Below are 26,164 nucleotides of genomic sequence, written 5' to 3' on the forward strand. Positions count from 1 at the left end.
CCTGCGTTTGGCTCGCGGGGGGGCCAGGCGCTAGGGTTGTGTGGTGGGGGGTGGTGGGGGCGAGAGGGGGGCGCGCGATGCGACGAGGAGCGAGTATGGCGCGGAAGACGACCACGGCCGAGCGAAGCTGGATTCTCTACGATGTGGGCAATTCGGCGGTCGTGCTGCTTTCCACGGCGCTCATCCCCGTGTACTTCTGGGCGATCGCCACCGGCAGCGTGATGGCTGTCTCTTATACACAGCTAGAGGTGTATAAGAGAGCGGGCGACAAGCTCGCGGCCGATGAGCGGCAGGAGCATGCCGCAACAGAATTCTTCCCAGGTGCAGGGGGCGAGGGCTTCCAGGCGAGCGGCGAGGAAGGCGGCCGTGTCGGCAGGGGCGAGGCTGGGCAGGAAGTCGATCGCGAGCTCGTCGCCCGGGCGCGCGATCCGCGATAGGTTGAAGGCCGCGATGCCGCTCACCCCGTAGGCGCGGAAGGTGACCTCTCCTTCTTCGCGAAAGCTTCCGCAAGACAGGGCGCATTTGGCCCGCAGCTTATCCCATTGGCGCGGAGCCTTGGCGCAAGCCAGAGGACCAAGCACGGGAGAAGCCGGCACCGTGGGCACGCGGGAGGGCACGAGGCCCGAAGGCAGGCCACCACCCACGCAGATCGCGACCGCCCGGGCCACAAGAGCCGGACCGTGGGCACATTCCACCCGCCAGGCGTTCTGCTGAGGCGTAAGGCGCACCGCACGATGGTCGCACAGGAAACGGACTCCGGCGCGGCGGGCGGCCCAGAGCAGGGCGTCGACGACCGAGGCGGCCTTATTGGCCTGGGGATAGAGCCGGCCCTGGCCTTCCTCGCGCATGACGATGCCCGTGCTGCGAAGGAAATCGAGCGATTGGCCAGGCGGGCAAGCCTCGAAGGCCCGGGCCACGAAAGCGGCGTTGCGGTAGACAGACGCATCGGTACGGGCGTTGGCGATGTTGCAACGGCCGTCGCCCGTCACGCGTATCGTGCGGCCCGGTTCACGGCCCGCTTCGAGCACGACCACCTGCCTGTCGGCGCGGGCAGCCGCGATTGCGCAGGCCAGGCCCGAGGCGCCGGCGCCGATCACGACGACGTCACAGCGGTTGGATGTTGCGTGTCCCTTGGTCATGGCCCCACTATACCCCCGTGCGCGCACGCCGACGGGCGGGGCGGGCGCGCACGCAGAAAGCCCACGGGCGCACTGCGGCGTCCCCGCTCGGAATGCGCGCCTACCGCAGCTTCGCCCTCGCCCCGGCAAGATACCGGCCCCGCACGAAAGCGGGCCGCCCCGAGGGACGGCCCGCATACGGCATGCACTGCGCCGTGCGCTAGATTTCGGCCTTCCACAGACCGTGCTTGTTGCAGTACTCGTAGGCGGCAACTGGCTTGTCGCCTTCGGCAACCGCGAAGGTGGCTTCGGGCTTCTGGCCCGGAGCGAGCGGAGCCGTCTGGTAGCCCTTTTCGGTTTCCAGAACGATGAAGGTGATGTAGTGGTCCTCGGCCATGGGATGCTCGACCTCGCCGACAGCAACCTTCACCGTCGCGCCGTCCACGGTGACGACCGGGACGTGCTTTTCGGTGGCCGCATCGACCGTGTTGGGCTCGAGCAGGGCCATCTTCTCGCCGCAGCAGACCAGGGGCACGCCGCTGTCGAAGGGCTTTACCGCGATGTTGCCGCAATGCGCGCACTTGTAGAATTCCAGAGCCATGGGTCCTCCTTTTACCGGATGGCTAATGCTAGGAACACTGTAGCATTTTGGGGACGGCGCGCGACCGGCAAGTCGGCGTGCGCGAAAAAATTTTCGAACCCGTGCGCAGGCGCGGCGAAGGCGGGCTACTTCTTTGCGGAAGGGCCGGCGCCATCGCCGTCATCGGCGCCATCGGCCGACCCGCCCTCGCGCGCGCGTGAGTCAGAGAGGTGTGACCCCGTTGACTCATCCGGCGGCAGGGGGCTGCCCGTCTGCGGGAGCTTGGTTTTTGCCATCCACGCAAGCACGCAGGCACCCACCACGATAAGCGGCACCGAAAGCACCTGGCCCATCGTGACCCAATCGGTGCCGAAGAGGTAGCCGAGCTGCACATCGGGCTGGCGCACGAACTCGATGAGAAAGCGGAAAGCCCCGTACATCACGAGGAAGATGCCCAAGAAGGTGCCGCGCGGGCGAGGCGGGTACTTCCGCGACAGGGTAAAGAGCACGACGAAGATGACGACGCCCTCGAGCAGGGCTTCGAAGAGTTGGGAAGGCTGGCGGGGCATCGTGCCCGCCGCCCCACCGAAGACCACGCCCCAGGGCGCGTCGGTCACCGCACCCCACAGCTCGCCGTTGATGAAATTGGCGCAGCGGCCGAAGAAGAGGCCGATTGGGGCGGCGATGCAGCCCATGTCGGCCAGAGTCCCGTAGGGAATGCCCGTAATGCGAGCCGCCACCAGGCCCGACAGGAGGGCGCCGACCAAGCCGCCGTGAAAGCTCATGCCGCCCTGTTGCAGGGCAAGGATGTCGGCGGGATGGGCCAGGTAGTAGCCGTCGCCGTAGAAGAGGCAGTAGCCCAGGCGGGCGCCGACGATCACGCCGACGATCACACAGAGCAAGATGGTCATGAGGTCGTCATCGGTCACGCGAATCTTCCAGCGCTTGGAGACGCCCACGATGACGATAGCGGCGAAGATGAAGCCGAGGATGTAGGCGATGCCGTACCAGCGCACGGTGAGGGGGCCCAGGGTGAAGGCCACCGGGTCGAGGGAATGGTAGATTTCGTTGAGCATAGGGTCCTTCTGCGCCCGACGGGCGCGGTTATTCGGAATCGGACGTCCGCTTGCCGCCCATGCCGGCGCCCAGTTCGCGGGCTGCCACTTCTACGTCGGGGCGCAGGGCGGCGGGAATCGCGCACACGCTCGACACCTGCGCTCCGCACAGGGGGCACGTGAGCGTGAACAGGGCCAAATCGCGGCCGAGCACCATCATCGAATCGAAAGCGGCGAGTTCGAAATCGGTCGACCCGCACGCGGGGCACGTCACGATAGCCATAGCGAACCGACCTTCTTCCGTTGCGTTTCGGTTGCGGTTATCGGCTCAGATTGTAGCAGACGGCTGGACTGGGTGCGCCTAGCGAGCGGCGATCTTACCGTCGAAGTCGAGCGGGGCAAGCGCGGCGGCAACGGACCGGTCGAACCCCGGCGCGCACACGGCGCTCCACAGGCCGGGCAAGGCCTCTTGCGCCCGGTTGTAGAGGTTGGCAAACGACGCCGTGGACACCGTGCCCGTCCAGGGGTTGCGCCAAGGTGCGCGCGCTGCGTTGTCGAAGGCGCTGTGCGCGCTCGCGCGCACCCGGTGGGCGTGGGATTGGGCAACCGAATACGTTTCGCCCGTAGCATGCTCGAGCGCGGCGATCAAACCGACGCGAGCGCCCGCAGGGTCCCACAGGACGCGAGCAGTCAGGCGGAACATGCGCACGGCGCGGGCGTAGAGCTCGTTGGACGTGTCGATGCCGTAGACCTGGCGGATAGCCCAAGCCATTAGACGGCCCACCGAAGCCAAGGTCTCGTCTTCGCAGGCGAGCGCTTCGCGGTCGGGCCGGTAATCGACGATCGTGCAGCCGAGCTTCGAGAAGAGAACCGCCTCGTCGAGGTCGTGTTCGATTTCCCCGTGTACTTCGCTACCCGACGAGCGGGTAAGGCCCGGCACTCCGGCATCGCAGAGGGCGAATTCGGTCGCGTAGATGAAGGGGTGAGCCGTGGAATCGAGCGCGTAGTGGGCAAGGAAGCCCCTCAACCAGGCGCGCAGGATGCGGCCTTCCATGCCCTCAACGCCTTCGGCCCCCGCGCGCAGGGCAGCGATCAGATCGGCCGTGCGGTCCTGGTGCAGGATTGACCCCAAGCGCTTGATATCGGCTGGAGTGCCGGGACGCAGGGCCAAGTAGAAATAGGGGTCGGGACCCTGGCTCCCCAGGCAGAAGGCCCGCTCGCAGGCAGGATGCTCTCCGATCGCATCGCGGTGGGCGGCGTAGGCTTCCCGGGCGAACAGATGGTGGGTGATGATTGCAGGCATGGCGACCCCTCTCCTTGCGTATCCTCGTCAAGCGTAACGCGCCATCGGCAAAAACGGGAGCGCGGATACCGAAGTTTTGCCCTCTTTTTGCCCCGCGCGGATCCAGGCGCGACGCTCGTTCGCTAGGGTGTTGGGTGTGCGCGCAGAGGGCGCGCGATGCGACGAGGAGCGAGTATGGCGCGGAAGACGACCACGGCCGAGCGAAGCTGGATTCTCTACGATGTGGGCAATTCGGCGTTCGTGCTGCTTTCCACGGCGCTCATCCCCGTCTACTTCTCGTCGATCGCCACCGGCAGCGTGATGGTCGCCTGGGGCTACGCCGAAACGGTGGCCGCTCTGATCGTCGCCTTGCTCATGCCCTTTCTGGGCAGCCTGGCTGACATGCCGGGCATGAAGAAGAAGTTCCTCGCAGGCTGCGCGGGAACGGGCGCCTGCGCAGCCTGCGCCTTGGGCCTGCCCACCGACGCGACCGCCTTTTTGATCGTCTACGTGATCGCGGCCGTCCTGCTCAACGCCTCCACCGTGTTCTACGACGCCTTCCTCGTCGACGTGACCACGCCCGACCGCTTCGACGAAGTATCGAGCGCCGGCTACGCCTGGGGCTACGTGGGCAGCTGCGTCCCCTTCATCGCCTGCCTGGGCATCGCGCTCGGGCACGACGCGATTGGGCTGTCGATGCAGACCGCTATGCAAACGGTGTTCGCAATAACGGCCGCCTGGTGGTTTGCCTTCACGATTCCCGTCCTGCGCAACGCCCGACAGGTGCACAGCAAGCCGAGGCCCGCACGCATCGTGCGCGATTCGCTCGCCGGGCTTGCCGTCACCTGCAAGCGTCTATGGCAGTCGCCGCCCCTTCGCTCCTTCATGCTCGCCTACTTCTTCTACATCGACGGCGTCCACACCATCATCAAACTGTCGACCAGCTACGGCACCGACCTGGGCATCGACGGGACGCAACTGGTATTGGCCCTGCTCGCGACCCAGTTCGTGGCTTTCCCCGCCGCCATCGCCTACGGCAAGCTGGGCCGACGGTTCGGCACCAAGCAGATGCTGCTCGTGGGCGTGGTGGGCTACACCTGCATCGTGGCGTTCGCCGCCTTCTTCCTGCGCAGCGCAGCCGAGTTCTGGATGCTCGCGATTATGGTGGGCTTGTTCCAGGGCGGTATCCAAGCGTTATCGCGGTCGGAGTTCGGCAAGCTCGTGCCCAGCGACCACGCCAACGAGTACTTCGGGTTCTTCGATATCTTCGGAAAGTACGCCGCCGTCATGGGAACGTTTTTGGTCAGTGCGCTCACGCAAGCCACGGGCAATGGGAGCATCGGCGTCCTGTCGATCGCTATCTTGTTCGTCGTGGGCTTCTTCCTGCTGCGCACGGTCCCCGACCGCCCAACGGAAGGCTAGCGACTCGCGGCGGAGGCGGCAGAGCAGCGCCTCGCCCCGCCGCTGTCTCTTATACACCTCTAGATGTGTATAAGAGACAGCGCCTGAGCATATAGCCGGCCATGGCTACGGCGACCACCGCGAGTGACAGTCTGTCCCGACACGGCGATCTGCAGATGTGGCACGGAAGAGCGTTGAACGCGGAGGCGAGCAGGGCCTCGACGTCGGCCCTGTCTCTGATACACAGCTAGATGTGTAGAAGAGACAGGTGTAGGGGCGCGCCTAGTCAGACCTGTCGGTCGTGCGGCCGGGGCATGAGGTGACGCCCGCCCCGACCCGCACGAAGCGCCCCAAAGCGCGCTTCGACGCGGGGTTAGCGCGAGCCGGCACCCCCGCGCCCGCCCGCCCCGGCGTCCCGCCCTTCTTATGGTATGATGCGCGTGACAATTCACGAAAGAAGGAGTCACCATGGTCAACAAAGAAGATGTAGCCGCCGTGCTCGAACTCATCCGTCCCAGCCTGCAGGCCGACGGCGGCGACGTCACGCTCGTCGACGTCAAGGAAGACGGCGAAGTCGTCGTTCAGCTCACGGGCGCTTGCAACGGCTGCCCGCTCTCGTCGATGACGCTGGCAAACGGCATCGAGCGCATCCTGAAGGACCGCATCCCCGGCGTGACGCACGTCGTTCCGGCGTAACCATCCCACATCACACGACAAAACGGCGCTCGCTTCCATCGGGAGCGAGCGCCGTTTTTTATGCATTCAACCGTTTACACCCCAAGACGGACGCGCCCCAGGATGCGCTACACCCCGGGGAGTGGCACATCCTGGGACGCCCGTCTCCCCTCGAAAGCGGGCGCTTCTTGCGGAAGCCAAAACGCGAGGCAATCCCCTTCGTCCCACTAGGACGTCTTGCTCACCCAGTCCTTGCCTACGATGACGAGCAAGTCGGTGTTGAAGGAATAGTAGGCGCTCGCACCCGTGGCGCGGCCCTGCCCCATCGCCTGGACCGCCGCTTCCGCCGCCTGTTTGGTGTCGGAATTCTTGTACACGACGAGCGTTTCGGTATAGACCTGCTGCTGGGTGTTATCGGGCGTTGCCGGAATCTGAAAGCCCTTTGCGGAAAGCAGCTGGGCCGCCGCCGCTGCCGCGCCCGTCACGCCGCCGCCGTTCTTCACCGTAACCGTGTAACCGCTCGCATCGACGCTGTCGATAAGTTCCTGCTGGGCCTGTGCGGGGTCCTGCCCCTGGTCGATAAGCGACATGACCTGCTGAATCCCCGACTTCGACGTCGAGAAGACCCGTACGCCATCGCTGTCGGTATAGGACCCGGGCAGAGCCGCCGTGCGCACGTCGACACCGTCGTCGCCCGCAAACGGAGCAAGAAGGTTGTTCACGTCGCCGTAGGAAAGATCGGTCTGGAAATCGCCCGCAATCGAATCGAAGGTGGCGATACCCGACAGCCCGCCCTTGTCTTCGATACTCGACACAAGGCTCTGAAGGATTTGGGATTGCACCTGCGCTTGAACCGTCAGCGGGTCGCTGTAGTTCGATGCCATTGCCGCCGTGGCCGCCTGCGCACCGTCGAGCGTCTGCTCGCCCGCATCGAGGTAGATTGTGCCGGCGTTAGGGTCATCCACCGATTCGGGCAGGTTGACGCTTACGCCGCCGATCGCGTCGACGAAGGAAGCAAGCGACGTATTCTGGAACTTCACGAAATGGGCAATCGATACCCCGGTAAGGTCGGCCACCGTGCTGATAAGCTCGGCGTCACCGCCTTCCACCTGAGCCTGAGAAAGCGGGTGATTGGCGCCGTCGGAAAGGGTGACTTCGGTGTTCCACGGCACGGTGATGTAGGTGACCTGCCTGTTTTGAGGATCGACGCGCACCAAGACGAGCATCCGCGGACCCTGGGAGCGCTTGCCCTCTTCCGTGCTCTCGCCGGAAACGAGCACGTAATAGGGGTCGGTCGACGACGAGGGCGCCGAAAGCGCGCTCGTCACCGCAGCATCGTTGATCTTGACCTTGTTGTCGACCGACGACGAGAAGACGAACGAAGACACGAGCCATACCACGAGCACGGCGATGAGGACGACCCCAACGGTGAGGACGCGACGACGGCGGCGGCGCTTGCGGATATCGGCGACCACGTAGTCGGGCGTGCGGCGGCGGCGCGCGTAGTTGGCCTGCGATTCACGCGAGCGCGTCTGAGGCGTGACATGGGTCACCACGCCGCGATTCGCCTTGCTCTGGCGCCGCTGGTTGCCGAAATTCACATGGGTGTTCGAAGCGCGTTCGGAATTGCGCACGATGTGCGTACCGAGCTGCGATTCGTTCAGTTGGCGGGAAAGCTCTTCGGAAGCCCGCTTGTCGTTGCGCTTCATGACCACCTGTTAGATCGCATCTACCACGGTACGCTCGACCCGGGCGCCGATGCTCGCAAGCTTGCCCACGTAGTCTTCGTAGCCGCGGTCGATATGGTTGATCTTGCGCACGATGGTCTCGCCTTCGGCGGCAAGACCCGCCAGCACCAGGGCGCCGCCCGCACGCAGGTCGGTGGACACCACCGGCGCGCCCGACAGCTTGTCGACGCCGCGCACCACCGCATGATGGTCGTCGATCGTGATGTCGGCGCCCATGCGCGACAGTTCGGCGGCGAACATGAAGCGGTTCTCGAACACGTTTTCGGTGATGACGGAATTGCCTTCGGCCAGGGCGCAAAGGAGCATGAACTGGGCCTGGAGGTCGGTCGGGAAGCCGGGATGAGGCAGGGTCTGGATGTCGACGGCGCGAAGGGGGCGCGTGCGCTCGACGCTCACCCAATCGTTACCGGTCTCGACGTCGGCGCCCATAGCGCGCAGCTTGAGAATGGCCATGCGCAGGTGGGCGGGATTCACGCCCGTCACCGTGAGCGGCCCGCCGAGGAGGGCGCCGCCCGCCAGGAAGGTCCCCGCCTCGATGCGGTCGCCCACCGTGGTGTGGTCGCAGGGCTTCAGATCGTCGAGCGAAACGCCGTGCACGTGGACCACCGACGTGCCCGCGCCTTCAATCTGGGCGCCCATCTCGTTGAGCATGAGGGCCAAGTCGTGGATTTCGGGTTCGCATGCGGCGTTTTCGATCGTCGTGGACCCTTTGGCCGTCACGGCCGCCATCATCGTGTTTTCGGTGGCGCCCACGCTGGGGAATTCGAGGATGACGTCGCCGCCGTGCAAGCCGTTGGGGGTGGTCGCGATCAGGAAGCCGTGGTCGATCTGGAATTCCACGCCGAGCTGCTCGAGGCCCACCAGGTGCATGTCGATCTTGCGCGCGCCGATTTGGCAACCGCCGGGCATGGCCACGTGGGCGCGACCGAAGCGGCCGATCAAGGGGCCGAGGACCGAAATGCTCGCGCGCATCTTGCTCACGAGCTCGTAGGGGGTTTCCCACTTGTCAACGTTGGTAGTGTCGACCGTCAGCACATGGCCGTCGCGGGTCACCGTGCCGCCCAGGCGCTCGATGACCTTGCTCATCACCGTGATGTCGGAGATAAGGGGCACGTTGCGAATCACGCTCGGCCCGTGGCCCAGAATGGCAGCGGCGAGCAGTTTCAACGCCGAATTCTTGGCCCCCGACGCCTTGACCGTTCCGGTGAGATTGGGGGTCTGACGAGCGATGATAACTTCTTCTGACATGGGCCGCTCCTTGGATTTTCGTGCGTTTGTGGGACCATTGCCCGCGCAACGTGCGGGCGCATCTGCGTATCGCAGACGATTATACGCAAAGCGGCCCACCGCTTCCTGCTCTTGCAAAGAAAAGCAGAATGGTGGGCCGCTTGGGGTGCGCGCGCCCGAGGACGCGCGCCAGAGAACGAATTAGTCGCCCAGGGCGATGCGGGCGTAGTCGACGATCTTGATGTCGTCGCCGATTTCCTTGGCAACGCTCTTGATGTATTCGGCCACGGTGACGTCGCCATTCTTCACGAAGGCCTGGTCAACAAGGCAGTTCTCCTTGAAGAACTTCTTCATGCGGCCTTCGGCGATCTTGGTCTGGATGGCTTCGGGCTTGCCGGATTCGGCAGCCTGGGCCTTGTAGATGCCCATTTCATGCTCGATAACGTCGGCCGGGACCTTGGTCTCGTCGAGGGCAACGGGCGGAATGGCGGCAATCTGCATGGCGACGTCCTTGCCCATGGCCAGGAAACGCTCGTCAGTCGCGGTTTCGGGCTTGCCGAAGGTGAAGGCGGCGAGCACGCCGATCTTGCCGTTCATGTGGATGTAGGGAACGATGGCGCCGGTGCCTTCGATGGAAAGGCGCTGGAACTTGCCGATCTGCATGTTCTCGCCAATCACATGGATGGCTTCGGTGAGCTGATCCTGCACGGAAGAGCCGTTGAACTCGGAGGCGAGCAGGGCCTCGACGTCGGCCGGGTCGTTTTCGACGACGGCTTCGGTGAAGGAGTTCACGTAGCCTTCGAACTTGTCGGTAAGGGCCACGAAGTCGGTTTCGCACTTCACCTGGCACACGGCAGCGACGTCGCCCTTGACAACGGCGCCCACGCGGCCTTCGTTGGTGGCACGGCCGGCCTTCTTGGCGGCGGCGGCGAGACCGCGCTTGCGCAGAACGTCGACGGCACCGTCCATATCGCCGTCAGCTTCGGTCAGAGCCTTCTTGCATTCCATCATGCCCGCACCGGTCATCTCGCGGAGCTGCTTGACCATTGCGGCGGTAATCTGAGCCATGAGGGTCCTTTCGTTGGTCGGTAGTGAAAAAGCGGCATCGCGCTTGCGGTGCCGCTTCATTCCAAAATACGGTGGGCTGGCGCCTATTCGGCAGCCGGAGCGGCAGCTTCAGCTGCGGGAGCAGCTTCGGCGGCAGGGGCAGCTTCGCCTTCGGCGGCCATTTCCTCAGCGGTCACCGGGGCACCGAGTCCGTCGATGACGGCGGCGGCGATGAAGTTGGCGAAGAGCTTCACCGAGCGGATGGCGTCATCGTTGGCAGGGATGCCGAAATCGACGTCGTCCGGATCGCAGTTGGTGTCGATCGTGCCCACGACGGGGATGTGCAGGCGATGGGCCTCGTGAATCGAGATGATCTCACGGTTGGTGTCGATGACGAAGATTGCGTCGGGGAGCTTCTTCATGTTGCGGATGCCGTTGAGGTTGGTCTGCAGCTTGGTGAGCTCCTTGTGCAGCAGAATCTGCTCCTTCTTGGGGAGCTTTTCCATGCGGCCGTCGGTGTCCATGGCCTCGAGCTCTTCCATGCGCTGCACGCGGGAGCGGATGGTCACGAAGTTGGTGAGCATACCGCCGAGCCAGCGGGCGTTCACGTAGGGCATGCCGCAGCTGTTGGCAGCTTCGGCAACGGCTTCCTGGGCCTGCTTTTTGGTGCCCACGAAGAGAACCGTGCCGCCGTTGGCAGCCAGGTTGCGGACGAAGGTGTAGGCCTGATCGAGACCGACGAGGGTCTTCTTGAGGTCGATGATGTAGATGTCACCGCGATGGCCGAAGATATAGGGCTTCATCTTCGGGTTCCAGCGGCGGGTCTGGTGGCCGAAGTGCGCACCAGCGTCGAGCAGGGTCTGGATAGAGACCTTTTCCATGGTTACAGCTCCATTCGTTAATCCTCTGCACGCCTTCGCCCTCGAGTCCGCAACCCCGCGGGGCCACTGGCAGACGCGAGTCCAGCGCGCATGTGTAATAAGAAACTTGGTCATTCTAGCAGCGCGTGCGACCACCCGCAAGCGATTATGAACGCGCTGCACAAAGCCGCGCGAGCCGGCCGAGCGGGGCGGCGGCCCTCATTCAACCGAGGGCCGCGCCGCCGCAACCGTAGAGTTTCCTTCACAGCGCCCCGCGCCCGCCCGCATACCGCGTCCATCTCGTGTAGGGTGGGAGCATTCCCGCACAACTATATATCTCTTCGGAAAGGAGGCCCCGCGTGAGCCTTGGTCAACGCGCGAAACGCTACCTCGTCATGTTCGCCGGCATCTACTGCATCTCACTCGGCGTGGCCCTGCTCACCAAATCGAACCTGGGCACCTCGGCCATTTCGGTCATCCCCTACACGCTTTCGGTCCCGCTCTCCCAGCTCTCCTACGGCACCTGGGTCGCCCTCTTCAACGCAGCCCTCGTCGTGGCCCAAATCTTCATGGTGCGCGAGCGCAACTGGTTCGACCTGATCCAGCAGTTCGTGCTCTGCCTTTTCTTCGGCACCTTCGTCGACTTGGCCATGCTCACCCTTGCCGCCTGGGCGCCCCAGTCCTACGCCCTGCGCTTGGTCACCCTGATCGTAGGCGTCTGCGTGCTCGCCTTCGGCGCCTACCTCACGCTTATCAGCCATGTGGGCGTGATGGCCGGCGACGGGTTCACGCGCGCCCTTTCCGGCGTGCTCCACCGCGAATTCGGCACGGCCCGCGTGATGAGCGACTGCACGATGACGGCCACGGCCGTCCTGCTGAACGTCCTTCTGTTCGGCCAGCTCGTAACCGTGCGCGAAGGCACCGTGGTGAGCGCCGTGTGCACGGGGCTCGTGGTGGGGTTCTACAACAAGCACCTCAAGGCCTTCGAATACGCCCTGCTCCCCGGCAACCGTACTGAGGCCGAAGCGCGCAATGCCGCCGAAGCCGCTGTGCCCGCAGGCACCTTTGTCGTAACGATTGCGCGCGAATACGGCAGCGGTGGGCGCGAGATCGGGCAAGCCATCGCCGAGCGACTCGGCGTGCCCTTCTACGACGGCGAGATCATCGCCCGTATGACCGCCAAGGGCTTTTCGGGCGACGAAGTGGCCGCTTACGAAGAGCGCCTCCGCACGGGAAGCGCCCTCGAGGCCTTCTACCGCGCCTACGCCGGCGGCGAAGCAGTGCCCGAAGAGGACCTTCCGGAAGCCGAGCGTCTCTTCCACGCCCAAGAGCGCGTGATCCGCGAAATCGCCGCCGAAGGCGATTGCGTGATCGTGGGTCGCTTGGCCAACTGGATTCTGCACGACGAAGCCAACACGCTGAGCATCTTCGTACGCGGCGCCATCGACGACGAGGTGGCCCACGTAATCGCGCGCGACGGGATTCCGCGCGAGGCGGCACGGGCCATGATCGAAAAGGTGAACCGCGAGCGGGCCGAGCATTGCCGCTTCTGCACGGGAACCGCCTGGGACGACAGCCGCAACTACGACATCACGGTCAACAGCTCACGCTATGGAATCGAGCGCACCGGAGAGATTCTCGCAACGCTTGCGGAAGCGGCGCGCGCGTAGGGGGGGGCGGCTGCGATGGCCACAGATGCCGATCTTCCGCAGCGCACGCAAGCCGGGGGTGCAGGGGCGCGGTTGCGGACCCAGCTCTGCAACCGCGCCCCTGCGGCTAGGCCATATGGGATTCGAGCACGTCCATGAGCTGCTGCTTGGAATGCACGCCGAGCTTGGCATAGGCGTTCTTGGCATGGGTGCGCACGGTGTTTTCCGACACGAAGAGCTTTTTGGCGATGACGGCCTTGCTGCGCCCCGTGGCGATGAGGAGGGCCACCTCGATTTCCCGCTGGGTAAGATTGCGCTCGTCGGCCATCCAGGCGACGAGGCGCTCGCGCGGGGTGCGGGGTGCGGCGGCGGCCGATGCGACAGGCGCCGCTGCGGGAGCGGGCTCGCTTTGCACGCGGGGCGAAGACTTCCCTTCCGCATGATCTGCCGATGCAAGGACGGGAGCGGCGGCGAGCTCTTCTGCCTGCGGCGCTTCGCCTTTTTCGAGCGGCCTTTGGGATGCGGAAGCCTCCGCGGGAGCGTTCATTGCAGAAGCGGGCCCTTCGACAGGCGAGCCCCCTGCTTCCGCTTGCCGCCGTTCAGATGTCGGCGCGCCCTCTGCGATGCGTGCCGGCGAGGGCGGTTTCCCAGCTTGCGAAGTTCCTTCCGCAACGCCAAGCCTATCGTCGCTAAAGAAAGCGCGCGTGCGGGGAATGCCGTTCGAAAGGAGCAGGGCCACGCTCAGCGAAATGAGCAGGACCAACACGCCGATCGCGGTGTTGGTTGTCTGCGAGGAAGTGCCTACGATGCCGATCACGAACCGGCCCGCGTCGCGCGCCAGCACGCGGGCGGCCCAGGCGAACCCGAACACGGCGAAGGGATGGTAGCTCGAATGGCGCGAGGCATCTTGGGCCGTCACCCACAGGACGCCCAGCATGAGCGTGTCGGCGATGTTGATCACCGCTACCGCCAGCTCGTCGAGGTCGCCGGGGAACATCGTAAGAATGACCACGCCCACCGCGACGAGGCAGATTTCTATGCGCCAAAGCAGGGAAAAGCTGACTTGGCGGCGTTTGAAGGCCGACCACCAGATAAGGGCAAGCGACACCGCCACGACGCCCCACTGGTGCAGGGTGCGCAAAAGGGCGTCCATGACGACGGGCTGACCGGCCGGAAATCCGCGCGAGATGCCGAGCGCGAAGCTGAACACCACGAGGCCGCCGAACACATATATATAGGTAGTCGCAGGTTCGCGATCGTAGCAGGGAGTGCAGTGGGCGACGTCGGCAGGGACGGCAACAGCGCGCTGCCAGCAGAGGAAGGCGAGAGCCGGCATCGCAACGCTCACGAGCGCTCCGACTTCGTGCGGCCCGAAGGAAAGCGCCCAGCCTGCGACCGAGCCCAAGGAAAGCGAGGCGAACCCGTAGGGAACCGCCAGCCGCGTGTCGATGCGCACGTAGGCCACCGTCCACATGGCGCCGCCCAAGGCGCCGGCGATGCCCGCGGCCGCATCGAGGGGCAGCCGGCCCGCCACGCCCGGAGGCATCATGAAACCAGCGGCCGCACAGAGGGTCATAAGAACGACAGCGGCGAAGGCGATGACGCGCTCGGTCTGGGGGCTCGGGCGTTTGACGAAAGCGCAAAGGGCACCCACCAGGAAGGTGAACCCGTAGGAGAGCTGGTTGACTATCGTATCGAAGCCCAGGTCGCTCTGTACGTAGAGCCCGAAGAGATTGCACTGCAACCACACGCGGGTGGCCGCAAGGCCCAGGAAGCAGGCGAAGGCAGCGCCGCCGAAGGCGCGCTCGAGCGCCGACTCTGTGCGATTGTCCCTGAGCACCGTGCACCTCCCCCACTGACGCATCGGGCCTATTATACGCAAGCGAGCGCCCGGCCCAGACGCGGCCTGGGCAAGAGGCGCGAGCGAAGCGGACCGCCCCCCGCCGCGCACGCGGCAGGGGCGCCAGCAAAGCACCTCGCCGCGCAGGTAGAACGGCCCGGCACCAGGGGCTCCGGCGAAGCGCACGCGCTTCGCCGCCGGGCGGGCTCGCCGGCACGGAAGCGGGCGAGTTTTGACGTAAAAGCGCCTATTTCGCGGTATGCCGGCGCGCGCACGCCGAGCGGTCGCGGAGTACGTGCACAGATTCTCAACATCCGTCCATTAACAAGCCCTGGAAGCCGTCGCCGGCCCCCGCGGCGCCCTCCCGACCCGCGAATTAGGGACATTCGCGTCATTTCCCCGCCCCGAGCGTAGGGGGGCGTTCGGGTTTCGGCGGGAAGGGCCCGCGCGCGGAACGCTCGGCGCCCGCCCGTGGCTTCCCGATCAAGTTTTCGAACCAAAGCGCCTCCGAAACGCGGCGGAACGGCATGTTATTGGACGTTATTTTCGGTTACGTTGATTATTATTCTCGCTTTTTCGAGAAAGGGCTCGAAAACTTGATCGGCATGCCATAGGGACGCCGTTTTCGTTTCGCCGCGCAACCGCAGGGAAGGCAGCCCGCGCCAGGGGCGCAAGCCTGTCTCCTATACACCTCTGGGCCGAAAGCCACACCTGGGGGGCCGCCCAGCCGATGAAGAAGGGCGATACCTGCATGATCATGGTCCCGAAATCAGGCACTTTGAAGATCTGGCCGACGCGTCGATAGGCGAATTTTCAAGGATCCGGCGACCACCAGAATCAACACGCTTCCCCTCCACGCGGCCCTTCGCATCGCAAAAATCAGAAAGACGATCTGGTAGGGGCGGATGCCCTTCTTGCCGAACAGGTACATGACCTGTCTCTTATACACATACAGCTGTGTATACGAGACAGGGGATGCAGGCCGAAATCGGGTGAGACGCCCCGGTCAGGCCCCTCCTCACCCGCCCCACAGGCTAGAGTGAAGCCACATTCACGCCCGAGCGCCCACCGTTCGGGCCGAAAGGGAGGGACAACATGACCGCACAACACAAAGGATTCACCCGCAGGCAATTCACCGAGCTGATCGGCGGCGGTGCGCTCGCGCTCTTCGCCGGCGCCGCCATGGGATGCGCGCCGAAAGACAACGCCGCGCGCAACAGCAACGACAAGGTGTCTAAGACCGTCGATTGCGACGTGCTCGTCGTCGGCGGCGGCGGAGCGGGCGTCACGGCCGCCGGCAAGGCTGCCGAAGCAGGCGCCAACACCGTCCTCATCGAAAAGATGCCTTACCTGGCGGGCTCGAGCTCGCTCGCCCTGGGCACCTTCTACGGAGCCGGCACCCAGCTGCAGAAGGCTGCCGGCATCGACGATTCGCCCGAAAGCCTGCTCGCCTATTTCCTGAGCCGCAACGGCGACAAGCTCGATTACGACATGCAGAAGTTCTGCGCCGAGCACTTCGGCGAAACCATCGACTGGCTCACCGGCGAGCTCGGCGTGCCTTTCAAGGACAAAGTCTCCATCAAGGGCAAGGACACCGTGCCGCGCGGCCACAACTGCGCCACGAGCGCCTTCGACGCGCTGAACGCCGTAACCAAGTTCGCCCATGAGAAAGGCGTGACGTTCCACTTCAACATGGGCGCTCAGGAGCTCGTGATGAACGGCGACGAAGTAGCCGGCGTCATCGCCAAAGACGCGCAGGGCACGCTCGTGCAGTACAACGCCAAGCAGACCATCATGGCCAGCGGCGGCTTCTGCCGCAACCCCGACATGATCGACCAGTACATGCCCGACTATTCCGGCGTCTACACCGAAGTGGGCATGGGTCTTACCGGCGAGGGCCTGCGCATGGGCCTCGACAAGGGCGCCGCGTACGTGGGCCACGGTGGCACCAACGGTATCCTGGCCTGCCCGATCGACGCCGGCCAGTCAAAGCTCATCAGCGCCAAGGTGCTCTGGGTTGATTCGAACGGCCAGCGTTTCAACAACGAAGGCGGCCAGACCCACGAAATCTACTACCAGGTCGCCCATTTCCCCGACCAGAAGTTCTTCGCGATCTACGACCAGTCCCAGGTCGACGCCCTGCCCGACAAGCTGAAGGCCAGCCTCACCCGCGGCATCAGTCAGGGCTTTGCCGCCAAGGCCGACACGGTCGAAGACGCCTGCACGGCAATGGGCGTGAACGGCGACGCAGCCGCGGCCACGCTTGCCGCCTACAACGCCATGGCGGCAGCCGGCGTCGATACCCAGTTCAAGAAGAAGGCCGACAATCTCATTCCTCTCACCCAGGCGCCCTTCTACGTCATCCAAATGGGCGTGTGCACGCACGGCAGCTTCGGCGGCTACCATGTGAATACCGATTTCCAGGTGCTCGACAACGACGGCAAGGCGATTCCGCGCTTCTATTCCGCCGGCGAAGTGTGCTGCGGCACCTTCATCTACGACGACTACCCCGCAGGCGGGTGCGGCCTCAACTGGTCGTACACGTCAGGCCGTTTCGCAGGCGCCAACGCGGCAGCTGCGGCTCTGGCATAGAACCCCTCCCTGGGCGCTTCGGCGCCCGCACGGCAAGGCCCTCGCTCGCGCATCTGCAGCATGCGAGCGAGGGCCTTCCGCGTGCGCGGGCGCCGCAGACCGCCTTGCGGGTCCGCGGCGCCCAGCAGCTTTCAGCAAAAGGGGCCGATCGCGCACAGCGACCGGCCCCTTCGAGCATCTCGACCTCTTCGCGGGCCTAAGCGTAGAGCTCGCGTTCGATGAGCTCGTTGTCCATATCGATACCGTACCAGATCTTCTCGCCGGCGGCCGCCTGCTCGATCATCATGCCCAGGCCCGGAACCGTCGTGCATCCCTTGGCTTTGGCGTCGTTGATGAGCTGGGTCTCGCGCGGGAAGTAGATGGTGTCGGCTACCACCATGCCCTCCTTGATGAAATCGGCCGGCACGGGGGTTGCGGTCGAACCCTCGCCCATGCCCACCGGCGTCGAGTTGATGAGGATGTCGGACGCGGCGATGCAGTCTTTCAGCGCGTCCTTGTCAGCGCTGTCGTGCACGTTGATAGTGCAGCCGGTCTTTTCTGCCACGCGGGCGGCCAGGTCGCGGGTGCGCTCCCAGTTGGCGCCGCCCTTCATTTCGAATACGTCGATCGACGCGAAGCCGTCGAGGGCGCCCTGGGTGAGCACGGCCGAACCGGCGCCGCCGCACCCAACGAGCGTCACCTTGGCGCCCTTGTCGGCCACGCCGTGCTTGCGCAGGTTCTGCATGAAGCCCATGCCATCGGTGTTGTAGCCCTTGGTCTTGCCGTCCTTGCAATCGACCACGTTAACGGCGCCGATCAGGGCAGCCGCGTCGTCGAGCTCGTCGAGCAGGGGGACGATCGCCTGTTTGCAGGGCATCGTGACGTTCGAGCCGTCCCAGGTGTCCATGGCCTTCATGGCGCCGATGATGCCGGGCAGGTCTTCCTTCTGCACGTCGAACGTGAGGTAGACGGTGTCGATACCCGCGTTTTCAAACGAAAGGTTGTGGGTGGCCGGCGACAGCGAATGGTGCGTCGGGTTGCCCAGAAGGCTGATCAAGTGCGTGTGTCCGCTGATGCGTTGCGATTCTCCCATGGGTTCTCCTTTTTTGAACAGACCCTCCCCGGGTCGGGAACACGAAAAAACGAAGCCGCTTACGAAAGCACCTTGTGCAAGTCGGCCATGATGCGCTTGGCCTGGGGCACGGCCACCTGGCCGGGCGCCGAAGCGTCTTTCAAAGCGCAGAAGGTGAGCGCGCTGCCGAACTGCTCGCCCGCCAAGCGCGTGATTGACCCGTCGCGGCCCATGGCCATCGTGAGCAGCGGGCCCGCATCGTGGACGCGAGCCGCTTCGTCGGTGGCGGCGAGCAGGGCGAGGGCGTCGCGCGGGCAGGTGGCCATCACGGCGATCTTGGGGATGTCGGCGCCCAGGTCGCGCATATGGGTGAGCAAGGCCACCATCCAATCGACCGAAGGGGTACCTTTGAAGTTGTGATAGGAAACGACCGCGGCAACGCCGTGGGCATGGGCGCAGGCGACGAGCTCGCGCACCGCTTCGTCGCCGATCCAGGTCTCTACGTCGACCAGGTCGATGGCCCCGGCTTCGATAACGGCGCGGTTGAGCGCCACGTAGTCGGCCACGGGAAGCGTGCACTGGCCGCCCTGCGACGTCGAGCGAAAGGTGAACAACAGCGGATGATCGGGCAACTGGTCGGCGACCACGTGCGATTCGGCCGCCATCGTCGCGGGATCGCGCAGGGCGCGGCAGAAGTCGGCGCGCCATTCGAAGCAATCGACACCGGCGACTTTGCCCGCCTCGATCTGGGGCAGCACGGCGGCCGCGTCCGTGCCCATAAGCGAGACGATCGTCTTAGGGACGCCCGCTCCGATTTCCGTGCCCTTGATGGTAAGAGATGCCATGAGCATCACCCTTTCGAACGCACTGCGCGTGCCTCGCGCCGTGCGAGTGGCCGACCGCGATGCCTTCATTGTAGCCACTTTGCCGCCCCCGCAAAGGTGCGCGCGGTCGGCACGAAAAAGGCGGCGGAGAACGAAATGGTTCCCACGCCGCCGTACCAGCGATTTCTATAGGTTTGCCCTTGACGAGAGCGCCCGCCGATTCACTACCCTTCGATCTTATGGTATTGGCCCGGTTGGAGCTGGGGAATCGGCGTTTCGTCTAGCTCATCGAGGTTCTTGTCGTAGACATAGTGCTTGGTGCCGCCCGCGACCACACCGCCCAGCGCGATAACCGCGATGCAGTTGGGCACCGCCATGAGGGCGTTGGTGATGTCGGAGACGTTCCACACGAGCTCGCCACCCCCGATGCAGCCCCAGAAGACGAAAATCAGAAAGACGATCTGGTAGGGGCGGATGCCCTTCTTGCCGAACAGGTACATGACCGCTCGGTTGCCGTAGGTCGACCAACCGAGCATGGTCGAATAGGTGAAGAGCACCATGCCCACGGCCAACACGAGCGGGCCGAGCACGGGAATCGAGGCGAAGGCCCTGGTGGTAAGCTGAGCGGCCGCCGTGATGTCGCCGGAGAGGATGCCGGCCTGGATCGACGGGTCGGAAAGCATCGTCGACACGAGCATGACGCCGGTGATCGCGCAGATGATCACGGTATCCCAGAAGGTGCCGGTCATCGACACGAGCGCCTGGCGGGCCGGGTTCTTGGTGGTAGCGTTGGCGGCCACGAGCGGGGCGGAACCCAAGCCGGATTCGTTGGAGAACAGACCGCGTTTGAAGCCGTATTGCAGGGCGAGCGCGATGCCGCTGCCCACCGCGCCGCCAAAGGCAGCCTGGCCGGTGAAGGCGCAGGTGACGATCAGGGAGAGGGCTTCGCCCACGTACTGCCAGTTGAGCGCGATGATCACGATACAGCCCGCAGCGTAGAGGATGGCCATGACGGGCACGAGCTTTTCGGCCACGCGGGTGACCGACTTGATGCCGCCGATGATCACGATGCCCACAAGGATGACCAGAAAGACGCCGATCATCGCGTTGGCCGCCATCATCGTGGGCGTGCCCGTCTCGAGGTCGGGAATGTAGGAGGTGATAACGCCGGCGAGCGCGTTCGACTGCACCGAGGCGCCGATACCGAAGCTGGCGATGAAGGCGAAGGCGGCGAAGCAGATGGCGAGAACGCGACCGAACGTCTTGTGCTTCAACCCGCGCTGCAGGGCGTACATGGCGCCGCCGAGCATTTCGCCGTTCTGGTCCTTCACGCGGTACTTCACCGAAATATAGGTTTCGGCGTATTTGGTGGCCATACCGAAGACGCCCGTGACCCACATCCAGAAGATCGCGCCGGGGCCGCCGGCGAAGAGGCCCGTGGCCACGCCGACAATGTTGCCGGTGCCGATGGTGGCGGCAAGAGCGGTGGTCAGCGCACCGAACTGCGAAACGTCACCTTCGGCATCGCCGTCGGCGCGCGAGACGGACAGCTTGATGGCCGTGCCTACCTTGCGCTGGATGAAATGGGTGCGCACCGTGGAGTAGATGTGGGTGCCCAACAGGAGGGCGATCATCGCCCAGCCCCACACGAATGAGTCTATCTGCCCTACGACATCGGTAATGACTTCAACAATGTCCATAGCGCCTCCTCTCGCTCGGGAATGTGATGACCCATTCTAGGCATGGACGCGTTTCCAGCCCGTTAACGACCCGCTTGTGGTCTGCGAACGGTCGAACCGCAACGCGGGGAGCGAGATGCAAAGCGGTGCGGTGCGAGGGGGCGACTGGGGCTGCGGCATGTGCCCGACCCCCGGAATCGGGCACACCGGGGGGGTTGCACACCTGTGGCACACCCCCATCGGCGCTACTCCTTGGGCGCGGGGTCGCCTTCCACCAAGTCGATCAGCTCCTGATGCGAATGTACGCCGAGCTTGGAGTAAATATGCTTGATGTGGCTCTTCACCGTGTTGCGCGAGAGGGTGAAATGCTCCTGAATATAGGCCCCGTTGCGGCCGCGGGCGAGCATCACGAAAATCTCCTGCTCGCGTTTGGTGAGCCCCCATTCGCGGGCAAGCTGGGCGCAACGCTCCTCAAGTCCCACCGTTTCCAACGGGCCCTGCTGGGGCAGCTCAAGATGCTCCACCCCGAAAATCGTGTCGGTGAAGCTGAAATCCCGAAAATTCGTCCACAAGAAGGCGAACACGAAGAAGGCCACCGCCAGGGTGATCGCCTGAGCGACAGAGGGGTCGGCAAGCATCAGGTCGTTGGAACCATGGCCGATGATCGCCCCGATCGTGGTTCCCAGGGACTTCATGCAGAAGGACAGGCCGAAGACGGGCAAGAAGGCGAAGAAGTTGCGCTTGCCCACGCCCACAATAACCAGCCACACGAGAACGTTGAAGCAGTCGCTCGCCAAATGGATGAGCACATTGGGAGCAAGAAGGGCTTGGCCAAGCGAAATGACAAAGGAGGCCATAAGGAGGCCCGCCATAAAAAGGAGTACCGAAAACGAGAACAGGGTGTCTTCCTGGCGACGGTCGCGCACAAGCAACAGGTAAAAGATGAGGACGACGATAAGAAAGCCCTCGATACTTAAGGGTGCAGGAGCATGGTTGACCTCGTTGAAGGTGAGCGCATACCCGTTGCCCACGCTGAAGAGCAGGATGCAGTAGAACAGCGCATGGGAACTGCGAATAAAGGAACGCGGATTTTCGGCAGCCAACTGGCTGGCCGGAGCAGCGTTCCCCAATTCGGCAAGGGAACCGCGCGCTTTGAAATAGCCCCAAGCCGTTACGGCGGCGCTCGTGAGGGCCATGACGCACACGGCGCCCGCAAGGTCTAAGGAACTTCGCATCAGCGGCGCCAGCAGGTTGTCTATGAGCATGCCGAAGACCACCACGCCTGCCACCGAAACGGTATCGGGCAGCTTGAGCAGACAATAGGCGACGAACAGGATGGTGACGGCGCGCGTAACGGAACGAAGCACCAAACCCACCGTGAACAAGACCGGACTCGCAAGAAAGGAGCCCGCAAGCAAGAGGGGCACCATGCCCGCCAAGCAGACGAACGCAACCGCGAGCAGGACGCGGGCATCGAGCAAGCGCGGACGGAACTGGGCGGCGAGCGCAATCGCCAGGAAGGCCAAGCCGGTGATCAGCGTGGAAAGCTCGCGCGCGTACCCCCACATCGTGGCCACCGTGGCGTAGAGAAACGCGTTGGTGAGCGTACCTGACAGTTCGGAAACGGCCAATGCCAGTATGCAGCCCAGAGCCAGCGGCGTGGCAAGCGCCGACAAGCCCAACGCCTTGCGTGGTTGTGCTTCCATATCCCCTCCTGCCGAAAAATTATACGCGATGCCAGCCCTGACACACCGAACGATTCGTTGACCTGCACAAATGCCCCTCTCACCCCAGTGGGGTGGAAGAAGGTCGAGCACGATTGACGGGCGCAAGTCCCCAAAATGCCCCCAGTGGGGCGGGTACATGCCCGGCCCGTGAACCTATTGTGGAGAACAGATGAAGCGCTGGAGTCAGCGGCACGGCGACGCGACCACCCCCTCTGATCGCGGAAGACGGCACACTGCAGAAACGCCGCGCGCAGGGCCGCCCTCCTTCGCGCTTCTACCAGGAGGGAATCTTTTCTAGGAGGAACATCATGCAGGAACAATCTGGCATCACCCGCCGCGGCTTCCTTACGGGCGCTGCGGGCATGGGCGCGCTTGCGGCTCTGGGCCTTTCGGGCTGCGCCAAGCCCAAGGGCAACGCCGACCGCGCTGCCGACAAGGCAGCGGCGGCGGCTTCTGGCGCAGACGCGTCGAGCGACTGGCTGGGCAGCGCGCCTGAAATCGCGGATAGCGACATCAAGGACACCAAGACCGTCGACATCCTCGTCGTGGGCGCGGGCATGTCGGGCATCATGGCCGGCGCGACCCTCGCCGACCTGGGCGCCAACTTCATGATCGTCGACAAGGGCGGCGAACCGGCCGCCTCCCACTTCGACATCGGCGCCATCCACTCCCGTTGGCAGAAGGAGCAGGGCATCGACTTCGACGAAGGCCGTTGGCTGAACGAATGGGCCCGCTACGCGTCCTTCAAGAACGACCAGTCCGTTGCCCGCACCTGGGTCGAAAACTCCGGCGCGACCGTCGAATGGATCGTCGACACCTACAAGAGCATGGGCATCAACGCCGATGCGACCGTCGACGTGGAAAACGGCGGCGACGGCAAGGCTGGCGGCACCAACTACTTCATTCCGCCCGAATGCCACCACGTCATCAACGCCGGTGAATCTGACCCGCAGAAGCAGCGCATCAAGCACGTTGAGCAGATGACCGCCTTCATCGAGTCCAAGGGCGGCCAGGTCACCTACTCCACCGAGCTCGTCAAGCTGCTCCGCGACGGCGACGGCCCGGTGACCGGTGCGATTCTGAAGAACTCCGACGGCTATCTGAAGGTCAACACCAACAAGGGCGTCATCCTCGCCGCCGGCGGCTACGCAGCCAACCCGGCCATGCTCAAGGCCCGCGACCCCGAAACCGTCAAGTGCGTCACGAGCCTCAACTACAACCAGAACAACGACGGCACCGGCATCAAGGCCGCTGCCTGGGTGGGCGCCAAGCTCGACCCGGTCGGCGCCACGATGGTCTTCGACCGCGGCGTGGTCGCCCCGGGCGTCAACGCCGGCTACACCGACGAGGAAAAGGGTACATGGGCCACGAACGGCCAGTTCAACCTGGGCAGTCAGCCCTTCCTGTCCGTCGACCGCCACGGCGAGCGCATCTGCAACGAAAGCGCTAACTACGACGCTCGCTGCTTCGCCGCCGCCAGCCATCCGGGCGGCGTGTGGTGCCAGGTCTTCGACGTGAACGCCCCCGCCGACGTCCAGCGCTTCCGTACCCAGGGCTGCTCGGCCATGACTTGGCAGTCCCAGCTGAAGAACAAGACCGTCGACGAAGCCTACGACGAGAAGTACATCAGCAAGGGCCTCATGATGAAGGCCGACACGCTCGACGAGCTCGCCGACAAGCTGGGCTTCACCGGCGACGACAAAACCCAGTTCCTCGAAACCGTCGAAAACTACAACAAGCTCTACGATTCGGGCGTCGACTCGCAGTTCGGCAAGGAAGGCTACCGCCTTTCGGCCATCCGTCAGGCTCCCTTCTACGGCGCCTGGTACGGCGGCTCGCTGCTCACCACGATCGACGGTGTGCGCGTGAACAAGAACTGGCAGGTCATCGACGAAGACTGCAACCCCATCGAAGGCCTCTTCGCCGTGGGCACCAACTCCGGTAGCTACTACGCGGGCAACTACCCCGTCTACCTGGTGGGCAACTGCCTGGGCCGTCAGGTCACCTCGGGCCGTTACGCCGCTCGCTACCTGGCCGGCGATATCAAGAACGCCTAAGCAGACAACCCCTTTATTTCCGCAGGCGACGGTCCCTCCCCCGACCCTGCAGCGCCCCGCTCGAGCACGTCTCGGGCGGGGCGTTTTGGTAGTGGGCGAGCGGGCACCGGGCGTGAGGCAAAGGCGTCGGCGAACAACCCGCCCCTCGTAGGGAACGACGCGGTATTGAGACTCCCAGACAACAAAGGGCGTCTTGCCGGCGGCAGCAGCCGCAGACAAGACGCCCTTTTTGGCAGCAGAGAAAGCAACACGCCCATCACGTGTGCGATGGGCGTGTTAACGATGCCGCACGTGCGGCTAGCGACCCTTGATTTCCGGAATGGGGTCGGTGCACTCTTCATCGAGATGGCCCTCGTAGACGTAGTAGCGGGTCTCGCGCACTACGACGCCCGAAAGCAGCAGGACCATCACGATGTTGGGAATCACCATGAGGGCGTTGCCGATGTCGGACACCGTCCACACCACGTCGCCCACCCCCAGAGCACCCACGATGCCCACAAGCACGTAGAGCACCTGATAGGGGCGGATGGCCTTGCGGCCGAACAGGTAGGTGACGCAGCGGTTGCCGTAGTAGCTCCACCCCAGGATCGTGGAATAGGCGAAGCTCACCATGCCCAGCACCAGGATGGGCGTACCGATGTAGGGAATGCTCGCAAAGGCCGCACTCGCGAGTTGGGCCCCGGCGGTGATGGTGCCGTCCATGACGATCTGCGGGTTGGCGAGCAGGGTGGACACGAGCACCACACCGGTGAGGGCGCAGATGACCACCGTCGACCAGAAGGCGCCCGTCATAGCCACGAGCGACTGGCGAGCCGGGTTCTTGGTGGAAGCCGCCGCCGCCACGATCGGGGCGGTGCCCAAGCCGGCCTCGTTTGAAAACAGGCCGCGCGCGCAGCCGAACTGCAGGGCGACCATGATGCCGCTGCCCACGGCACCGCCGAAAGCCGCCTTCGACGTGAAGGCGCATTCGATGATTTCGGCGATGGCTTCGCCCAGATAGCCGGCGTTCATGCACAGGATGGCGAGGCAGCCAATCACGTAGACCACCGCCATGACCGGCACGAGCTTTTCGCACACGTTGGAAATGCTGCGCACGCCCCCGAAGATAACGAGCGCCACCGCCACGGCGATGACCAGGGCAATCGCCAGCGTGGGCACCGCCGGGAAACTCGACTTGATGATGCCCGTCATCGCGGCCGACTGCACGGCCGACCCGGTGCCGAGCGTGGCGATCACGGCGAACACGCAGAAGAGCACGGCGCCCAGATGGGCCCACCAGGGGGTCGAGCCATCGGAGCGCTTGAACGCGCGCTCCCAGGCGAACATGGCGCCGCCGAGCATTTCGCCGCTCTCGTCCTTAACGCGGTACTTCACCGAGGCGTAGACCTCGCAGTATTTGGTGGCCATGCCGAACACGCCCGTGATCCACATCCAGAAGACGGCGCCCGGACCGCCTGCTAAGATGGCCGTGGCAACACCCACGATCGAACCCGTCCCCACGGTCGCAGCAAGCGCGGTGGCAAGCGCCCCGAACTGGGAGACGTCGCCTTCGGAGCCTTCGTCTTTCGCGACCGAAAGTTTGATGGCGGTGCCGACCTTGCGCTGGATGAAGCCCGTGCGCACGGTGAGGAAGAGATGCGAGCCGAGCAGGAGCACGATCATGACCGGGCCCCATACCGCTGCGTTGATTTGGGTGAGTATATCGATAAAATCCATAGCTCGTTATTATACGGCAAGATACCAAGAGAAAGG

21 protein-coding genes are annotated in these 26,164 nt (G+C 64.4%); 5 read left to right on the top strand and 16 right to left on the bottom strand.

The window, feature by feature from the left end; all coding sequences use genetic code 11:
* Positions 1 to 242 precede the first annotated feature (242 nt).
* The 5 genes from BN3270_RS00760 to BN3270_RS00780 all read right to left on the bottom strand — a co-directional run bounded on the left by BN3270_RS00760 (position 243) and on the right by BN3270_RS00780 (position 4,056).
* Positions 243 to 1,139 carry an FAD-dependent oxidoreductase gene (locus BN3270_RS00760; RefSeq protein ID WP_148335431.1) on the bottom strand — a complete coding sequence of 299 codons (897 nt, stop codon included), beginning with the start codon at positions 1,137 to 1,139 and terminating at the stop codon, positions 243 to 245.
* A 199-nt stretch (positions 1,140 to 1,338) separates the two neighbouring features.
* On the bottom strand, positions 1,339 to 1,719 hold the full coding sequence (locus tag BN3270_RS00765; protein WP_058985217.1) for a desulfoferrodoxin family protein: 381 nt from the start codon (positions 1,717 to 1,719) through the stop codon (positions 1,339 to 1,341).
* A gap of 125 nt (positions 1,720 to 1,844) precedes the next feature.
* On the bottom strand, positions 1,845 to 2,774 hold the full coding sequence (gene lgt / locus BN3270_RS00770) for a prolipoprotein diacylglyceryl transferase (protein WP_082673236.1): 930 nt from the start codon (positions 2,772 to 2,774) through the stop codon (positions 1,845 to 1,847).
* A 28-nt stretch (positions 2,775 to 2,802) separates the two neighbouring features.
* Positions 2,803 to 3,036, bottom strand: coding sequence for a hypothetical protein (locus tag BN3270_RS00775; protein WP_058985218.1), 234 nt, complete (start codon positions 3,034 to 3,036; stop codon positions 2,803 to 2,805).
* Between the two features lie 78 nt (positions 3,037 to 3,114).
* Positions 3,115 to 4,056, bottom strand: a complete 942-nt coding sequence (locus tag BN3270_RS00780; RefSeq protein ID WP_058985219.1) for a zinc dependent phospholipase C family protein — start codon at positions 4,054 to 4,056, stop codon at positions 3,115 to 3,117.
* Positions 4,057 to 4,230: 174 nt separating this feature from the next.
* Here BN3270_RS00780 and BN3270_RS00785 point away from each other — a divergent pair, with 174 nt between their 5' ends.
* Both BN3270_RS00785 and BN3270_RS00790 read left to right on the top strand, forming a co-directional pair.
* Complete coding sequence (locus BN3270_RS00785; RefSeq protein ID WP_058985220.1) at positions 4,231 to 5,457, top strand: MFS transporter; 1,227 nt, start codon at positions 4,231 to 4,233, stop codon at positions 5,455 to 5,457.
* 447 nt (positions 5,458 to 5,904) lie between these two features.
* A complete protein-coding gene (locus BN3270_RS00790) occupies positions 5,905 to 6,132 on the top strand; it encodes a NifU family protein (RefSeq protein ID WP_058985221.1) in 228 nt (75 codons plus the stop codon).
* 206 nt (positions 6,133 to 6,338) lie between these two features.
* On the opposite strand, the gene BN3270_RS00795 is transcribed toward BN3270_RS00790, so the two are convergent.
* The 4 genes from BN3270_RS00795 to rpsB form a co-directional block, all read right to left on the bottom strand.
* Positions 6,339 to 7,820, bottom strand: a complete 1,482-nt coding sequence (locus BN3270_RS00795; protein ID WP_058985222.1) for an LCP family protein — start codon at positions 7,818 to 7,820, stop codon at positions 6,339 to 6,341.
* A 9-nt stretch (positions 7,821 to 7,829) separates the two neighbouring features.
* On the bottom strand, positions 7,830 to 9,107 hold the full coding sequence (gene murA, locus BN3270_RS00800) for a UDP-N-acetylglucosamine 1-carboxyvinyltransferase (RefSeq protein WP_058985225.1): 1,278 nt from the start codon (positions 9,105 to 9,107) through the stop codon (positions 7,830 to 7,832).
* Between the two features lie 180 nt (positions 9,108 to 9,287).
* Complete coding sequence (gene tsf / locus BN3270_RS00805) at positions 9,288 to 10,154, bottom strand: translation elongation factor Ts (RefSeq protein ID WP_058985227.1); 867 nt, start codon at positions 10,152 to 10,154, stop codon at positions 9,288 to 9,290.
* 83 nt (positions 10,155 to 10,237) lie between these two features.
* Positions 10,238 to 11,014 (bottom strand): 30S ribosomal protein S2, encoded by a 777-nt coding sequence (gene rpsB / locus BN3270_RS00810; protein WP_058985229.1) that lies wholly within the window; start codon positions 11,012 to 11,014, stop codon positions 10,238 to 10,240.
* A 338-nt stretch (positions 11,015 to 11,352) separates the two neighbouring features.
* On the opposite strand from rpsB, the gene BN3270_RS00815 reads away from it, so the two are divergent.
* On the top strand, positions 11,353 to 12,663 hold the full coding sequence (locus BN3270_RS00815) for a cytidylate kinase family protein (RefSeq protein ID WP_058985231.1): 1,311 nt from the start codon (positions 11,353 to 11,355) through the stop codon (positions 12,661 to 12,663).
* 106 nt (positions 12,664 to 12,769) lie between these two features.
* On the opposite strand, the gene BN3270_RS00820 is transcribed toward BN3270_RS00815, so the two are convergent.
* Together BN3270_RS00820 and BN3270_RS09560 are read right to left on the bottom strand one after the other, a co-directional pair.
* Positions 12,770 to 14,482: a helix-turn-helix transcriptional regulator gene (locus tag BN3270_RS00820; protein WP_058985234.1), complete on the bottom strand. Its 1,713-nt coding sequence runs from the start codon at positions 14,480 to 14,482 to the stop codon at positions 12,770 to 12,772.
* Positions 14,483 to 15,251: 769 nt separating this feature from the next.
* Complete coding sequence (locus BN3270_RS09560) at positions 15,252 to 15,413, bottom strand: hypothetical protein (RefSeq protein ID WP_271711857.1); 162 nt, start codon at positions 15,411 to 15,413, stop codon at positions 15,252 to 15,254.
* 164 nt (positions 15,414 to 15,577) lie between these two features.
* On the opposite strand from BN3270_RS09560, the gene BN3270_RS00825 reads away from it, so the two are divergent.
* The gene (locus BN3270_RS00825) at positions 15,578 to 17,074 is read left to right on the top strand and encodes an FAD-dependent oxidoreductase (RefSeq protein ID WP_058985236.1); all 1,497 of its coding nucleotides are present in this window, start codon (positions 15,578 to 15,580) and stop codon (positions 17,072 to 17,074) included.
* A gap of 196 nt (positions 17,075 to 17,270) precedes the next feature.
* Here the strand turns inward: BN3270_RS00825 and BN3270_RS00830 are convergent, their stop codons facing one another.
* From BN3270_RS00830 to BN3270_RS00845, 4 genes are all read right to left on the bottom strand, one after another.
* Positions 17,271 to 18,146 (bottom strand): shikimate dehydrogenase family protein, encoded by an 876-nt coding sequence (locus tag BN3270_RS00830; protein WP_058985239.1) that lies wholly within the window; start codon positions 18,144 to 18,146, stop codon positions 17,271 to 17,273.
* Positions 18,147 to 18,205: 59 nt separating this feature from the next.
* The gene (gene aroD / locus BN3270_RS00835) at positions 18,206 to 18,970 is read right to left on the bottom strand and encodes a type I 3-dehydroquinate dehydratase (protein WP_058985242.1); all 765 of its coding nucleotides are present in this window, start codon (positions 18,968 to 18,970) and stop codon (positions 18,206 to 18,208) included.
* Positions 18,971 to 19,173: 203 nt separating this feature from the next.
* Positions 19,174 to 20,649: an alanine/glycine:cation symporter family protein gene (locus tag BN3270_RS00840; RefSeq protein ID WP_058985243.1), complete on the bottom strand. Its 1,476-nt coding sequence runs from the start codon at positions 20,647 to 20,649 to the stop codon at positions 19,174 to 19,176.
* A 224-nt stretch (positions 20,650 to 20,873) separates the two neighbouring features.
* Entirely contained in the window at positions 20,874 to 22,334 is a 1,461-nt protein-coding gene (locus BN3270_RS00845) for a response regulator transcription factor (protein WP_058985245.1), read from the bottom strand.
* A gap of 329 nt (positions 22,335 to 22,663) precedes the next feature.
* Here BN3270_RS00845 and BN3270_RS00850 point away from each other — a divergent pair, with 329 nt between their 5' ends.
* Positions 22,664 to 24,412: an FAD-dependent oxidoreductase gene (locus BN3270_RS00850; RefSeq protein WP_058985248.1), complete on the top strand. Its 1,749-nt coding sequence runs from the start codon at positions 22,664 to 22,666 to the stop codon at positions 24,410 to 24,412.
* Positions 24,413 to 24,709: 297 nt separating this feature from the next.
* On the opposite strand, the gene BN3270_RS00855 is transcribed toward BN3270_RS00850, so the two are convergent.
* A complete protein-coding gene (locus BN3270_RS00855; RefSeq protein ID WP_058985249.1) occupies positions 24,710 to 26,128 on the bottom strand; it encodes an alanine/glycine:cation symporter family protein in 1,419 nt (472 codons plus the stop codon).
* Between the last annotated feature and the right edge of the window lie 36 nt (positions 26,129 to 26,164).

It is taken from the genome of Hugonella massiliensis (genome assembly GCA_001486445.1).
Taxonomy (GTDB): Bacteria; Actinomycetota; Coriobacteriia; order Coriobacteriales; family Eggerthellaceae; genus Hugonella; species Hugonella massiliensis.